14 protein-coding genes are annotated in these 14,199 nt (G+C 67.5%); 1 reads left to right on the top strand and 13 read right to left on the bottom strand.

Annotated features, from left to right (window positions below; genetic code table 11):
- Position 1 precedes the first annotated feature (1 nt).
- From CCS01_RS07085 to CCS01_RS07035, 11 genes are all read right to left on the bottom strand, one after another.
- Complete coding sequence (locus tag CCS01_RS07085) at positions 2-2,035, bottom strand: hydantoinase/oxoprolinase family protein (RefSeq protein ID WP_204848167.1); 2,034 nt, start codon at positions 2,033-2,035, stop codon at positions 2-4.
- 260 nt (positions 2,036-2,295) lie between these two features.
- A complete protein-coding gene (locus tag CCS01_RS07080; RefSeq protein WP_204848166.1) occupies positions 2,296-2,559 on the bottom strand; it encodes a hypothetical protein in 264 nt (87 codons plus the stop codon).
- Between the two features lie 19 nt (positions 2,560-2,578).
- Complete coding sequence (locus tag CCS01_RS07075) at positions 2,579-3,352, bottom strand: SDR family NAD(P)-dependent oxidoreductase (RefSeq protein WP_104518127.1); 774 nt, start codon at positions 3,350-3,352, stop codon at positions 2,579-2,581.
- Between the two features lie 523 nt (positions 3,353-3,875).
- Positions 3,876-5,489, bottom strand: a complete 1,614-nt coding sequence (locus CCS01_RS07070; RefSeq protein ID WP_104518126.1) for a hypothetical protein — start codon at positions 5,487-5,489, stop codon at positions 3,876-3,878.
- Between the two features lie 37 nt (positions 5,490-5,526).
- Positions 5,527-5,994, bottom strand: coding sequence for a hypothetical protein (locus CCS01_RS07065; protein WP_104518125.1), 468 nt, complete (start codon positions 5,992-5,994; stop codon positions 5,527-5,529).
- Positions 5,995-6,219: 225 nt separating this feature from the next.
- Entirely contained in the window at positions 6,220-6,540 is a 321-nt protein-coding gene (locus tag CCS01_RS07060; RefSeq protein WP_104518124.1) for a nucleotidyltransferase family protein, read from the bottom strand.
- On the bottom strand, positions 6,537-6,944 hold the full coding sequence (locus CCS01_RS07055) for an HI0074 family nucleotidyltransferase substrate-binding subunit (protein WP_104518123.1): 408 nt from the start codon (positions 6,942-6,944) through the stop codon (positions 6,537-6,539). Before CCS01_RS07055 ends, CCS01_RS07060 begins: the two co-directional genes overlap by 4 nt.
- Positions 6,945-7,029: 85 nt before the next feature.
- Positions 7,030-7,857, bottom strand: coding sequence for an alpha/beta fold hydrolase (locus tag CCS01_RS07050; RefSeq protein WP_239992032.1), 828 nt, complete (start codon positions 7,855-7,857; stop codon positions 7,030-7,032).
- A 90-nt stretch (positions 7,858-7,947) separates the two neighbouring features.
- Positions 7,948-9,174, bottom strand: coding sequence for a Coenzyme F420 hydrogenase/dehydrogenase, beta subunit C-terminal domain (locus tag CCS01_RS07045; RefSeq protein ID WP_104518121.1), 1,227 nt, complete (start codon positions 9,172-9,174; stop codon positions 7,948-7,950).
- A gap of 131 nt (positions 9,175-9,305) precedes the next feature.
- Complete coding sequence (locus CCS01_RS07040; protein WP_104518120.1) at positions 9,306-10,310, bottom strand: MBL fold metallo-hydrolase; 1,005 nt, start codon at positions 10,308-10,310, stop codon at positions 9,306-9,308.
- A gap of 193 nt (positions 10,311-10,503) precedes the next feature.
- Positions 10,504-11,640: an aminotransferase class V-fold PLP-dependent enzyme gene (locus CCS01_RS07035; RefSeq protein ID WP_104518119.1), complete on the bottom strand. Its 1,137-nt coding sequence runs from the start codon at positions 11,638-11,640 to the stop codon at positions 10,504-10,506.
- A gap of 136 nt (positions 11,641-11,776) precedes the next feature.
- Here CCS01_RS07035 and CCS01_RS07030 point away from each other — a divergent pair, with 136 nt between their 5' ends.
- Entirely contained in the window at positions 11,777-12,520 is a 744-nt protein-coding gene (locus CCS01_RS07030) for a hypothetical protein (protein WP_104518118.1), read from the top strand.
- Between the two features lie 44 nt (positions 12,521-12,564).
- Here the strand turns inward: CCS01_RS07030 and CCS01_RS07025 are convergent, their stop codons facing one another.
- Positions 12,565-12,984: a sunset domain-containing protein gene (locus CCS01_RS07025; RefSeq protein WP_104518166.1), complete on the bottom strand. Its 420-nt coding sequence runs from the start codon at positions 12,982-12,984 to the stop codon at positions 12,565-12,567.
- Between the two features lie 228 nt (positions 12,985-13,212).
- Complete coding sequence (locus CCS01_RS07020; protein WP_146101597.1) at positions 13,213-13,824, bottom strand: hypothetical protein; 612 nt, start codon at positions 13,822-13,824, stop codon at positions 13,213-13,215.
- Between the last annotated feature and the right edge of the window lie 375 nt (positions 13,825-14,199).

Here is a 14,199-nt window from a genome sequence, read left to right as displayed (position 1 = left end):
CTCAAAACGCCTTGTTGATGCGCAGCTCGCCGTAGTCGCCGACGGTCAGCGCCTGTCCCGGCAGCATGAACGTGGTGGACAGCGGCTCGCGGATGATCGCCGGGCCGGTGATCCGGTCCCCCGCCCGCAGCGCCGTCCGGTCGTACTCGCCGGTCTTCAGCGGCTGGTCGGTTAAGTAACGAATTTCCACCATCCGCCGCGGCTCCGGCCTGCCGGCGCTGCGCCGCTCGATGCGGGGATAGTCGACCTTGGCCGACGGGATCACCGCCTGGACCCGGTAGGTGACGCCCTGCACCGGCAGCATCGTGAAGGCGTTGCCGGTGCGGGCCTTGTACGCCTCGTGGAAATTGGCGATCATCTGCCGCACGCCGGTGGCGTCGATGGTTCCGTCCGGAACCGGGATGAACGGCGTTTCCCAGGTCTGGCCCGCCAGCCGCCCGTCGAACCGGCGGACGAACTGCACCTCGGTGCCGACGCCACGCAGCCGCGCCCGCATCGCCGCCTCCATTTCGCGGTACACCGCGTCCACCGATGCGGCGGCGTCCTCGGTCAGTATCGTGTAGGCGCTGCGCGACGATCCATAGACCTGGTCCGAACTCACCAGCCCGAGCGCCGAGAACAGGCCCGGATGCGGCGGCACCACCACTTCGGCGGCGTGCACCAGATCAAGCACCGCCGGCAGCAGCATCGGTCCGGCCGCGCCGAACGCGACCAGGCTGTAGTCGCGCGGATCGATGCCGTGGTGCACCGCGATGTTCGTTACACCCTCGGCGATGTTGTTGATCGCCACGTTGAAGGCGTAGTTGATGCGCTGCTCCAGCGTCAGCACCGTATCCAGCCGCTCGAACGCCTGGCGCGCCAGTTCCGGATGCAACTTCATCCGCCCGCCAGCGAACCCGTCGGCGTCGATGATGCCCATCAGCACGCAGGTATCCGTCGTCGTCGGCTCCGTTCCCCCCTTGTGATAGCACGCCGGCCCCGGATCGGCGCCGGCGCTGCCGGGGCCGACCTGCAATTCGCCCGCCTGGCTGATGGTGACCAGGCTGCCGCCGCCGGCGCCGATGCTGCTGACTTCGTTCGACAGCGCATTGACAATCAGGTCGTGCTCCAGCTCGAACGTCGTGTTCACGAAGGGCTGGCCGTCGGTGACGAGGCTGATGTCGCACGACGTGCCGCCGACATCGGCGCACAGCAGGTTCGACGCGCCAACAAGTCGGCCGAAATGCGCGCTCGCCATCGTTCCGGCGGCGGGGCCGGCAAACACGATCTGGAACGGCCGCTCCATCGCCACATCGGCCGGCACAAGCTGTGCGGCGCAGTTCGCGTAGTTCAGGTCGCCGTCGAAACCACGTCCCTTCAGCCCGGAGTCCAGCCGCCGCGTGTAGTCGCCGTAGATCAGTTTCATGAACACATCGATCACGGTGGTCGAGGCGCGGGCGAATTCCTTGGCCAGCGGCGAGACCTCGCTGGAAATCGAGCAGGCGACGTCGCGGCCCAGTTCCTCGAACACCAGCTCGCGCAGGCGTTCCTCGTGGCGGTGGCTGACATAGGCGTTGATCAGGCAGATGGCGACGCCCGTAACGCCGCAGCGCTTCAGCACGGCCAGCTGTTCGCGGGCCTGCGCCTCGTCGAGCGGGAACAGCGCCGTGCCGTCGGCGGTGATGCGTTCGCGGATGCCGCGGCGCAGGTAGCGCGGCACCAGCGGGCGCGCGGCGTCGCCGAACGGGCGCCGCCAGTGCGGGTCGGTCAGCGCCGTGGCGGGCCGCCAGACGCGCCCGGCATCGAGGATGTCGCGGTGGCCGAGCGTGGTCAGGAACGCGATCTTCGGCAGCCGCCTTGTGATGACGGCGTTCAGCCCGTGCGTGCTGGCGTGATTGAAATGATCCGCCTCGCGAACGCCAAGCTCCTCGGCGCCGGCGAGAACGGAGGATTCGGTGTTGCGCGGATCCGTTGCCACCTTGGCGGTGCGGATCGTGCCGTCGAAGATTGCCACCACGTCGGTAAAAGTGCCGCCGACGTCAACGCCGATCATCATGTGTGGAAATTCCCGTGCTGGAGACTGGAGCAAACCGCGGGTTGGTCAAGACGGGTGGATGGCGGCCTACATCGTCATGGCGGCAGCCTTTGGCGTCGTGGCGGCCGCAGGGCCGCCATCCACGCCTTACGGTGCTGATACCAGCAGAAGGCGTGGATGCCGGGCCTGCGGCCGCCACGACGATGAAGCAACGACCGTGCATCTCAACCCGCCTGTGATTTGCTGCGGCGATTTCGCTCGCGTATATTTGCGGAACCGGATCAGTCGAGCGACAACCCTTCCGTTGCCAGCGGAACGGGCCCGAGCAGGCGCCATTTCACGCGGCTGACTGACTTCAGCGTCGGCTGGTGCTTGATCACCATGAACCAGCCGCCTTCCGAGAGCACGGGATAGCGGCGGAACTCGGACAGGCTCGCGCCGGGAAAGTCGCGGGCGAGATTGACGCCGGCCGCCTGCAGCTCGGGCTCGGTTACCGGCTCCCGTTCCACGGACAGGCCGGGAACGATTTGATATTTCTGTGCCATCTTGGCCTCCCTGTCTGGATTAGTTTCGTTGGCGCAAGCCTCCGTAGGTGGCCCAGGAGGTGCTGACCAGCCAGCCGCAATCGACCGGCAGGTTGATTCCGGTGATTGCGGCGGCATCCTCGCTCAACAGGAAGGCGCAGGCCCGGGCGATGTCATCGGGCTCCACCAGCCGCCCGAGCGCGCTGTAGCGTGTCAGCAGGCTCACGTCCCGCTCGCCGGCATCGATCGCGCCCTGCAGCGCCGGTGTGCGCGTATAGCCTGGCGAAACGGCGTTCACCCGGACGCCCATCGGGCCCCACTCCGCCGCCAGGCATTCGGTGATGGCGATCACCGCGGCCTTAGCCGGCGCATAAGCGTGCAGCGGCGCCGAGCGCATTCCGACGACCGAGGCGATGTTGACGATCGCCCCCTGCCGCCGCCGCGCCATCGCCTCGCCGAACGCGACGCAGGTCAGGTAGGTGCCGCGCTGGTCGATGCGCACGATATCGTCCCAGCGGTCGAGCGGCAGGCCCTCGGGCGGCACGGGCCGCTGGATGATGCCGGCGCTGTTGATCAGGAACGCAACCGGACCGTTCCGCTCGATGCGTTGCGCGGCGTCGCGGACCGAGGCCTCGTCGCCGACATCGGCGAGAACCGCCTCGCCGCCGACTTCGCGCGCGATCGCCTCGGCGTTCTGCGCATGGCGGTCCAGCACGACGACGCTGGCGCCGCATCGCGCGAGCACCCGGCAGCACGCGGCGCCGATGCCGCTGGCGCCGCCGGCCACGACAGCCCGGCCGGACAAGGCGGTCATGCGGCGTGCAAGCCTATCGTTACGATCATCGCGATTCCTCCCATCCCTGTTTCGTTGGCGAAGGTTACAACAGGTCCCGCGCTGGCCGTCCGCCGGACCATCGTTGCGTCCGCAGCATCGCTACTGCCTGACGTGCGGGAACTGGCGGCGGCCGGCGCCCCGGACGAAAAGATCGTTTCCAAACAGCCGATCGGCGGTCGCCTTCATGTGCATCAGGGTCTCAGCGTCTGTCCCGGTGCCGCGCAGGATACAGGAGATGCACCGGAGGAAAAGCGGCGGCCGCGCCAGCCTGCGTTACGAAAGGGCCAGGTTGTACAAATGCCCGACATCATAAGCGTTAAAATAGCGGGACCGGGGCCACGACCGTTCCCACACCGACATGGTGGGCGCAGGCTCCATAGGCGTAACAGGGGCACAGCCGGCGCAACGGCTCTGTCGTCATGGCGGCTACCCGGGACACGCCCGGGTAGCCGCCATGACGATAGGCCAACGACCGCGTGTCCCAACCAGCCTGCGGTTCGCTCTAATCGGCCAGACCGGCCTGCGCCGCTGCTGCACCGGCTGGGTTGCCTGGCACGAGCGACAAGGTCACATCGGACATATCCGAGGCCGGCGTCGTCCCGGCCTGCCGCAGCGTCCGGCGATACCAACGCGGAATGGTGCTGCCGAACAGCGCGCCCATCGAGGCGCCAATAACAATCGGGATCATGACCGGTCGCTGGTGGGACACGCCGATCTGCTCCTGCATGTGGTTCACCAGGAAACCGCAAAAGGCGATGATCCCGCCGATCCCCAGCGCCTCTGCCCATGTCAGCCAAGGCGGATCGGCTTGCCGTTGCGCATAGTTGTCGCACGCGAAGGCGATGACCAGCGCCATGACAGTCGGAAGCAGGAGCCAGAGCGATTGTTGCGCGAAGGTCAGATGCCAAGGAATCGGCAATACAGCCGCGCGCAGGCGATAGAACGCAAAGCTGACAGGCAGGATCGTCGTGAAGGTCAATACCGCCGAGAGGAGGTAGGAGAGTACCGGCCGCTCATTCGAGCAGCGGATGTCGGCAAAACTCCAGATCTGCTTCGGCAACACGGCAAACAGCACGGCGATGCAGTAGTTGAGCGCGACAGTCATGCCGAGCCAGAGGGCGATGTCGGGCCTCCCGCGCCCGAACAGGCTGCCAACGCAGACGAATATGACCATCACGCCCAGCAGGTCGAGCGCCAACTGGTTGCCCGGGATCCGGACCGGCTTGGGCGCGCATATTGCAAAGCCGATTTCATGCAACCTGCCCGCAACCTCGTGCTCGCCCCTGCAGCTGTACAGCAGGATGCGCGCAAGCATAATACGCAGCTCTTCGTAGGTCTGTAGCGTAAGCTCGTGAAACCGGTCGCTCGCGTCCCGCAGCGTCTCCGTCCCGCCGGAGGAGGGCCCGCTGGCGACCTGGGCGGCAAGCGCAAAGTACCCGACGGCATGCGCGAAGAACCCCATCAGCGCCTTGTCGAATGCGGTCATGTCGTCGGAGTACTCGTTGGCGAAGCGCGCCCGGCTGCGCATCGTGCTGATCGCGACGTAGAGTGCCAGGTTCCGCGTGAACTTGAACCGCAACTTGTCCGACTGGGGATCGGGGTGCAACTCGGTCACCAGGCGCCCCGGCAGCGCCGCGGTGTTGTCAATGTAGTTCACCATTTCGGCCATCAATGAGTCACTGATCCGAAACGGCGCGTCCTTCATCTGCTGCGCCCAGCGCATGGCGCCGAATGGGATGGCGCCCAGCTTGTGGAAAAGGCTCAGGATGCGCTCGTCCAGTTCCCGCAGCCCCGGAAAGGCCGGCAGAAGGGTTGTCATGACAAGCGCTGCCACGAGCGGAGTCTCGATGCCGTTCATGTCCGGCAGGGCATTCTGCGTGTCGCTGTGAAGCAGCTCAAGCAATTTCGGGTTCTTGCCGATGGCCCAGGTGAGCCCGAGCAGCAATCCAAGGCAGGAAACGACATACGAGATTCGGCTGCCCCAATACTGAAACCAGCTCGTCTGGGACCGGGTGTTGCGTGGCGTGTCAAACCGGTGGAATGCGTAGTAGGCGACCAGAAGCGCAGCGATCACCTGGTTTGCGTCGATTGATCCAAAGCTGGGCAGGTACTGCATTGCCGTCCTCCCGTCTGAGAATTTTATATACTGTTGTTCAATAATGTGTGCTGCTGTAGCTGTTGCTGCTGCTGCGCCCGGACTGGCCTGTGGCGTTGCCGTTGCTTTGCAGGGCCTTGACGAAGGTCTGGAAATCCTGGTCGCGCCGTTTCTGTTCCATCGAAGCGATCACGTCGGTTCTGAACCTGGCCAGTTCGAGCATCGCCATCCTGTCGTCGGTGCGCCCGGCCGCAACCTGAGCCGCCTCATACTCCGCGGCGGCGAGATACAGAGCCCCCAGATCGCTGTCGCTCGGGGCGCCGCTTGTCAGCGTCGCGTAGTTGACGCGGAGACAATCGGCGTAGGACGCCGCCGTGACCCGGGTGCTGGCGCACAGCTGCTCGGTTTGCTGGATCCCGGACTGGCACCCTGCCAGTGCCAGGGAGCCCAGTAGCACGAAGGTGGAAACATCGCGTTTGCAGCGATCTGGCACGGGGATGCATGAAGCGGTGTGGCCTTGAACCATTGGGAGATCCTCTTTGCGATAGCGCCTGCGGTTAACTCCAAGGACTTATTGCCTATTCATAGATAGGAACTGCATTTTTTGCTGTGAGGCAGCTCACACCCATGGCTCGCAACTGGCCTCTCGCCATTCAATCCGGCAGTCTTCCGGCACTCGGCACAGGAAGACGCGGCCGCCCGCCCGGCATGACGACGTTGCAACGGTCAGTGTTGGGGGGACACCAGGAGTTTACGGATGATGGGCAGCCTGGATGACGACCTTGTCCTGCTCCACCCGGCGCCGGAACGCATCGCCTGTCGTCGCCCAGTCGAGTATGTCCACGCGGAACGGCAGGTCGGATTCGGAAAAATCCTCCCGCAACGCCCCGCCGACGTCGAATGGCAGGGGGGTGTCGGTGATGATGGCGAGGTCGAGGTCGGAAAACCGCCGGGCGGTGCGTTTCGCCCGCGAGCCGAATGCCCACACCGTGTAATCCGGCACGTGCCGGTGCAGGATGTCGCGGACGATCACCCAGTCCTGTTCCGTGATGTCGATGGGCGGTACGTTCATGGCGCCAGCCTCGCCCGCAGGCGGTCACGCAGGACACGGGCTTCGTCGAGAAAGGCAGGAATGCCGGCGACAACCTCCAACGCGACGGCCTCGTCATAACTGTGGCTGGTGCGGGCCCGCATGTCGCGGAAGGTCTTCCAGCGCCGCCAGTCGCCAAGCAGCAACCCCTGCTCATTGCCGAGGCGGATGATATCAGCGAAATTCATGCCGCTGATCAGCTCCGGCGGTCCCGGATTCGCCGCCAGGTAGCGGCGCAGAAGCTTGTGGCTGATCTCGTACGTGAATTCGAACCGCTGAACCAGGCCATCGCGGATCAGCGTCTGGGACGTATCCCGCTGATAGACGGCGACGCCTTCCTCAAGCCGTTCGATGGCGCGTGCCAGTGGCGAGATATCGATGTCCATGCTGTGACCGTCGTGCGCTCGCGAACCAGGGATGAAGGATTTAAGGCATCATAACCGTTCCGCCCGGCGCACGCGACGCCTGCGCCTACTGCGCCAGGAACATCGCCACCGGCGCCAGGGAACGGGCCGGGGCTTCCTCCATCGGCACGTGGCCGAGGTCGCCGAACACCAGCAGGCGCCAGTTCGGCATCACCGCCAGGTAGTCGCCGGCGTTGCGGTACGGGATCAGCGCGTCCTTCTCGCCCCAGACCAGCAGTGTCGGCGCCCGGATGCGCCGCAGCATGGGCTCGGGCGGTTGCAGCCGCACCTGCGCCGCCCGCGCCAGCAGGGCCTCGCGCACGCCGGGTGCGAGGATCATGTCGCGGTAGCGCCGCACCACGTCGTCGCTCAGCCGGGACGGATCGCCGTAAGCCGGCTCGAGGCCCATCCGCAGCAGCGCCGTTGGCAGGGTGTAGGGCAGCAGCTTCGCCACCCACGGCACGTCCGGCGGCTTGTTGTAGGCGAACATCGGGCTGGCGAAGCCCTCAGGCGAGATCAGCACCAGCTTGTCCACCCGGTCGGGATGCGCCGCGGCGAACTCCCACGCCAGTTCGCCGCCCATCGAATTGCCGATCAGCGAGGCGTGCCGCACGCCCAGTGAGTCCATCAGCGCGCCCAGCACCTGAAGCCCGCGGGCCTCGGAATAGTCGCCGGTCGGGTCGGGGCCGGTCAGCCCGAAGCCGGGCAGGTCGTAGCGGATCACCCGGTAGTGGTGCGACAGCCTGGCGGCCCAGGCGTCCCAGGTGTGCAGGCTCGATCCCAGTCCGTGCAGCATGATGATCGCCGGCGCCGTCCGCGGACCGGTGTCGCGCACGTGCAGGCGGATGCCGGCGACGGTCAGGAAGACCGAGGGCGGCTGGGCATACTCGGCCACCAGTACCGAGCGCGGTTCATCCGGAGTGTAGAGCCACAGGCCGCCGCCAGCGAGGCCGGCGGCGACCAGCAGGGGGATGAAGAACAGCCGCTAGCCTCCCTGGTCCGGCGGCTCGCGTGTCAGGCCGTAGGGTTCGACCAATGCCCAGACATGGTCGGGCACCATGGTGCGCAGCCGCTTCGGATGGGCGCGGCGCAGGTGCAGGACGGTCTCGATCGCCTTCATCTCCACCCGGGCGCGGGCGAATTCCAGGCCGCGCGGGCCGACTCGCGGCATCAGCCAGCCGACGAGGGGGCGCATGAAATTGGGCATGCCGCGCACCGGCAGGCCGCCGGCGGCGCGCTCGGTGTTTTTCAGGAAGCCGGTGACCGGACCCTTGCGCTTGCCGGCGCTGCCGGGGGTGGAGAGGCGGACCTCGTCGCCCAGGGCCGCCAGCAGTTCCTCGCCGCGCTGGTTGCGCACCAGCAGCCACTGCTCGCCCTGGCCGCCCATGTAGCCGACGGTGATGTCGGCCAGCACGTTGGTGTAGTCCACGCAGGTGCGGCAGGTCAGCGGGAAGAAGTCCTGCGGCAGCTTGGAGATCGGCAGCAGCAGGAACGGGATCTCCTTCACCCGGCCGTCGGTGAAGCGCAGCTCGACATGGAAGTCGGCGCGGAACTCCAGGTAGGTGATGGTGCCGGGGTCATCCGCCAGCAGCGCCAGGAACTCGTGGAACCGCGCGGTGGTGGTGTTGTCGGAGCACGGGGTGCCGATGACGTACAGCCGCTCCAGCCCCAGTTCCCGCTCGATCGCGCGCAGGGCGTAGACCTGGCAGGGGATGCCGATGACGGCGAGGCGCTTGAAGCCTTTCGCGCGCGCCGGCTCCAGCAGCGACAGCAGCGGCGCGTAGCCCATGCGCATGCCGCGGCACTGCGCCATGCCGGCGGGGTCGGTCACCAGCACCGGCACCGGCCGCCAGCGGTCGTCGGGGTCCGCCGCCATTGTCAGCACGGCATCGACCGCGCCGGTTTCCAGCAGGCGCTGGCCGATGCGGGTGGTGATGCCGGTCCATTGCGCGCCGGGCAGCGGGTTGACCATGGCGGCGCGCAGCATGCGGCGGAACGGGCCGAAGTACAACTCGTCCGGACGCTGCGGGTCGCGGGTGCGGCCGTGGACGCGGGCCTCGGCGGCGGGGTAGTCGGGATGGATGAACTGGCAGGCCTTGCCGCAGCGCTTCGGGTCCTCGCTGCGGGAGAGACCGCAGTCGGTGCACAGGCCGCGCGGCGCGGCGTCCCGCAGGGGCGGCGCCCATACCGTTGGTGTGTGTTCCAGGTCCACGATCTGCCCCCGCCTTTGCTTGGTCCGTGCCGCCGATCCGGCGCGCGTGCATAACCTCCCACGGACGTGAAGGCCATGAAAAGCCGGGGCGGGCGGATCGCCCGCCTGCGCGGGTGGCGGTCTTTGCGCGATCAGCCGAATGTCACTGTATCGCCATTGCCGACATAGAGATCGCTCACCGACCCGTCACGGCCGGTGCCGCGCACCACCGGGTAACCGAGTTCGACCATCAGCTCGACCGCGGCCAGGCCGGTGCAGTGGTTGCAGGCGATGCGGCTGAAGCCGTACCGGCCCATGTCGCGCACCCGGGCGGCCTGTTCGGGCGACAGCGGGCCGAACGGGGCGATGTGCAGGCCGCCGTAGAGGCCGTGCAGCGTCTCGCCGCGGGCCAGGCGCTCGGCAGCGAAGGCGGCGATGCGCTCGAACGAATGGTGGCCGCAGCCGGTCAGGGCGACCAGCCCCTCGCGCTCGAGGTTCGCGTACAGCGACTGCTCGCCCTCGATGTCCAGCATGATCTGCTGGTCGAAGCCGACGGCCGCAAGCCCGGGCATCAGCACATGCACGCCACCAAGCTCGAGGCGCACGATCTCGCCGCGATGCGCGACCGCGTTGGCGGCATGGGCTTCGGGGAAATCGGCGCCGGCGATGAAGCGCTGGGCCTCGACGTGGAAGGTTTCGGGGATATGGATCGTGATGTCGGGCTTCAGTTCCAGCACCGCCTGCAGGCCGAACAGGTGGTCGATGTGCTCGTGGGTGATGAACAGCGCCTCCACCCCGCCGGCGGCGATCAGGTCCGCGACGCCGGTCGCGGCGAGCCGCTCGCGCATGTAGTCGCGGTTCCATCCCGCGTCGATCAGCAGGCGCCGGCGCCCGCCGTCGAGACCCTCGACCTCCAGTAGGCTGCAACTGCCACGCGCGTTCTGTTCGTGCCAGGGCATGCGCCACTGGCTCGCCGTGGCGCCGCCGCCGGCATCGATGTCCTGCAGCATTTCGCGGCTGTCGGCCCAGCCGACTTCGGAGACGCAGGTGACCTTGATCGATCGGCAGGCGCCGAAGTCGATCTTCTCGCCGGGTGCCCAGGGCAGCGGCGCACGGGTGCGCGTCTTCGCGGGCTGGCTCCGGGGGGTGTCCGTCATGGCTGCATCCTGTTCGTCGGCCGGAGGCAGGCTCGCACGCTTCGGCAACAGTCCGCAATGACATCCAGGCGCAATTGTTTGCCACGGCGAACCGCAGGCAGGCCGGGACGCACGGGCGGCGTGTCCCCATCGTCATGGCCCGGACGGTCCATGACGGTGAGGGCGCGCGACGACCGGCTGATGAACCCATGGCTCATGCCGTGTCCTCGCGCACGGCCGCGGCGACGATGTCGGCCAGCCGCTCGTAGTCGTCGATCTGGTTGTAGGCGAAGGCCGACAGCCGCAGCCAGAGCGCGCCGTCCATCGCGTGCACCGGCGCGTCGGTGCCGGCCTGCAGCAGCCGCGCCCGGATCGCCAGCGCGTGCTCCGGCGTGGCGTCGGCGACGGGCAGGCGGACCGTGCCCATCGCGCACGCCGTCGCCCCGGTGGCCCCGGCCTCGGTGTTGAGCCGTTGGGCGAGGCAGGCAGTGCCGGCGGCGGCGAGGTCCCGGTTGCGGGTCCGCAGCGCGGCGTCGCCAAGCTGCCGGTGGAAATCGATCGCCTCGGTCACCGCCAGGAAGCGGCTCGGGTCGGTGGTGCCGGTCCAGTCGAATTCCGCCAGGAACCCCTTGCCGTAGCCGTGCGAGATGGTCACCGGGTGCAGGTCCGCCTGGCGCGCCGGGTTTGCGTGCAGGAAGGCGCAGCCTTTCGGGGCGCAGAGCCACTTGTGGCAGTTGCCGGCGTACCAGTCGGCCCCGATCGCCGCCAGATCGACATCGACCTGCCCCGGCGCGTGGGCGCCGTCGATCAGCACCGGCACGCCGGCGTCATGGCAGGCGCGGACAATCCGGGCCGCGGGCAGGACGATGGCACTGCCGGAGGTGACGTGGTCGATCACCGCCACCCGGGTGCGCGGGGTGATCGCCGCGGCGACGGCGGCGGTCAGCGCGTCCTCCGCCGGCTGCGGAAAGGGGACGGCGGCCTCGGCGATGCGGGCGCCGACGCGATCGGTGACGAAGCGGACGGTGTTGCGGATCGCGCCGTAGGCGTGGCTGAGGATCAGCACCTCGTCCCCCGGCCGCAGCGCCAGCGACCGCAGCACCGCGTTGCAGCCGGTGGTGGCGTTGTCGACGAACGCGATGTCCGTCCCGGCGCCGTTGAGGAACCCGCCGAGCGCGGCGGCGGCCTGGCGCAGGGCATCGGGCAGGACCGTCATCATGAAGCGTGTCGGCTGCCGCTCCATGCGATCCTGCCAGGCGCGCTGCGCCTCCTGCACGACGCGCGGCGTCGCGCCGAAGGAGCCGTGGTTGACGGTGAGGAAATCCGGGTCCAGGTCCCATGCGTTGCGCATGGGATGGCCGAGGGATAGTGACGTGCCGGGCGCTTGCGGTGCCATGCCTGCCAGTGTGGCACGCGACGGGCTGCCGAACCTAGTGGCGCGGTGGGGCGGCCGGACGTGCGGGCCGGCCGGAAGGAGGCTGACGGACATGGATCGTGCCGAAGTGCTTGAGGCGTATCGCCCGATCCGCGCCGGGATCCAGCGCGTACTGCGCCTGGCGGCCACCGCATGCAACCGCGCCGATTTGACCCGTGCCGTCAAACAGGTCGTGCCCTGGGCGGACATCGACGCCCTGGTGAAAGGCGAGGTGCCGGAGATGGTCACCGACGTCGCGCTGTTCGAGCCGAACCAGCGTGGCCGCCGGGCGTATGACCGGTTCCTGGAGGAGAAAGCCGGCCAGCTCAGCGCCCCTGACCGGGCCTTGGCGCAGGCGATGGCACGGGCCTGGTTCTCGATATTCCGGGTGGCCGGGCGTCATGAGGCGGCCGGGCTCTGGCTCGAGGATTTGCTGGATGCGGACCGCCGCCTCTGGCTGATGGACAAGGGGCTGGAAGCCAGCGCAGAGGACGGCACGGTCCTTGCCATGCGCCTGTTCGATGCCGGACCGTTCCACGCGGGCTTCGGCATCGTCGCCGTTCCGGACGAAACAACCACGCATTTCGCGGTCGCCGCCCGGCAGCGCGGCAACCCGCTGCCGTTCCGTCAGTCCCTGGCGGCAACTTTGTACGGCGATGAGCTTCGGGCGGAGCAGCCGCTTGAATCGCTGGATCCGGCTGTCCTCGAAGCGCTGGAGGAGTTCGCCGCCGCCGCCCTTCGCAAGTCCAGGGCGCGGCCGCCAAGGAAGGCCGGACGGCGACGCGGCGCCGGCTCAGGCAGGAAGCCGCAGCCGTGACTGGCAGCGGAGCGCCCGCCCCACGGCTCATTGGCTCCAGTCCGTTACGAGCAGGCCTTGCCGCCAGCGGGGCGATCACCGGCCGCCTTCGCGGCGGACTCGGACATGTAGGTGCCGGCCTTGGTCTTGCCGTAGTAGCGGTCGCCCGGGCAATGGTAGACCTTGGTGCTGGTGTTGACCCAGACCTGCCCGCGGCCCCCGCCGGCCGCCGGGGCTGTCGTCTTGCCGCCCGAGGCCGGTGGTGCGTTCGCCGCCGAGGTGGCCGGCGCGGCCGCGGTGGCGCCGGCCGCCGGGCCCCAGGTGGCCACGCCGCCATGGCCGCGGCAGGCGCCGCTCCGGGAAGCGCCGGTGAAGCTCGAGCCGTCCTTGCAGACGGCGGTGACGTTGGCGGCGGGCTGGGCCCAGGCGCCGGTGGCCAGCAGCAGGCCGATGCCCAGCGAGGCGGCCATGATCTTGGCGTGCATGGATTGCTCCACGATGATGGGGGCCTGATCGTGGAATGACTTTGCCGGCATGGGCAAGGTGCAAAGAATTTGTGCTGGTGGCGATTTCAATCACAATGCGGACAACGCCCGGACGGCCGGAGTCGCGTTGGAATCGCCGGGCGATATTTGGTCGGAACAAGTATCGGCGCCGATGGACGTGCCGCCGGCGCAACCATGGCCTACCGGTTTCCGGAAGGCAGGCGACGATCAGGCGCGCTTGGTGGCGATGGCGCCGCGGCTCGCCCAGGCCGTCAGGCGCAGGAAGCTGCCCGCCAGCGACAATGTCGCAAACGGAACGTAAAGCAATATGCCGGAGGCGGAACCATGCAGGCGATGGCCGACGAACGTCAACAGGAACGTCAGCGAAATATACTCCATGCCGGCCACGCGCAGCATGCGCCAGCGGAGATAGCCGATGGCCCTTGCCAGCCTCCGTATGGACAGCAACGCAACGACGTAGATCCAGATCGTGCCGATGGCCAGGAACCAGAACACCGGCGGTGACAGTGGCGGCTGGGCCGATATGCGACAGAGCCAGACGAACAACCCGATATTGACCAGGTGCGCCGCTGCAAACGCCAGGCCGAAATCGCGGCCACGCCAGGCGACGGGCTGAAAAGCCACGCCGAACAATGTCTTCAGCGCCCCACCGGTATAGGTGACCCAGAACAGCAGGAACGAAAACCGCGTCGTCACACACAACGCCCGGCCCAGTGCTGTCGTTGCGAAATCGGATACGGCAAGCGTGATCGCGGCCAGCCCTACCGCTGTCGCGAACGCGGCGCCCATCCACACGGCGGTGACGGAATTTTGTTTCACGTGCAAATCCGCTGCGGTGTCCCATCACCACTTTATGACGAACCGAAGTCCAGGTCTACTGCCTGCCCAATTTGTGAACCCGGGTGCTGCTATGCGCGTGTTCCGGAACGGTAAATCTGAATTTGCGTGTTTCCGGTGGCAATGTCCGCGTCGGATCTGCCATACCCGAACTATGGATAAGGGGTGAGGGGATTTCCAAAAGATCAAGGGTTTGACAGCATCGGTTTGCCAAAACGGAAGGTCAAACCCTCAGGTATCCCCTCATTTTAGCCATAGCATGGCATCGACACAAAAGAATCGGCAGCGCGGCCGGGGATTCTGAAAAGAATCACGGTCCCGGCGCTGATGTAAGGTTCTTGCGTTTTGCGCCGAGCC

Origin of the sequence: Rhodopila globiformis, assembly GCF_002937115.1 — a bacterium.
GTDB lineage: Bacteria > Pseudomonadota > Alphaproteobacteria > Acetobacterales > Acetobacteraceae > Rhodopila > Rhodopila globiformis.
Note: the sequence above shows the minus strand (reverse complement) of the source record. Positions and strands in the feature narration are given on the sequence as shown.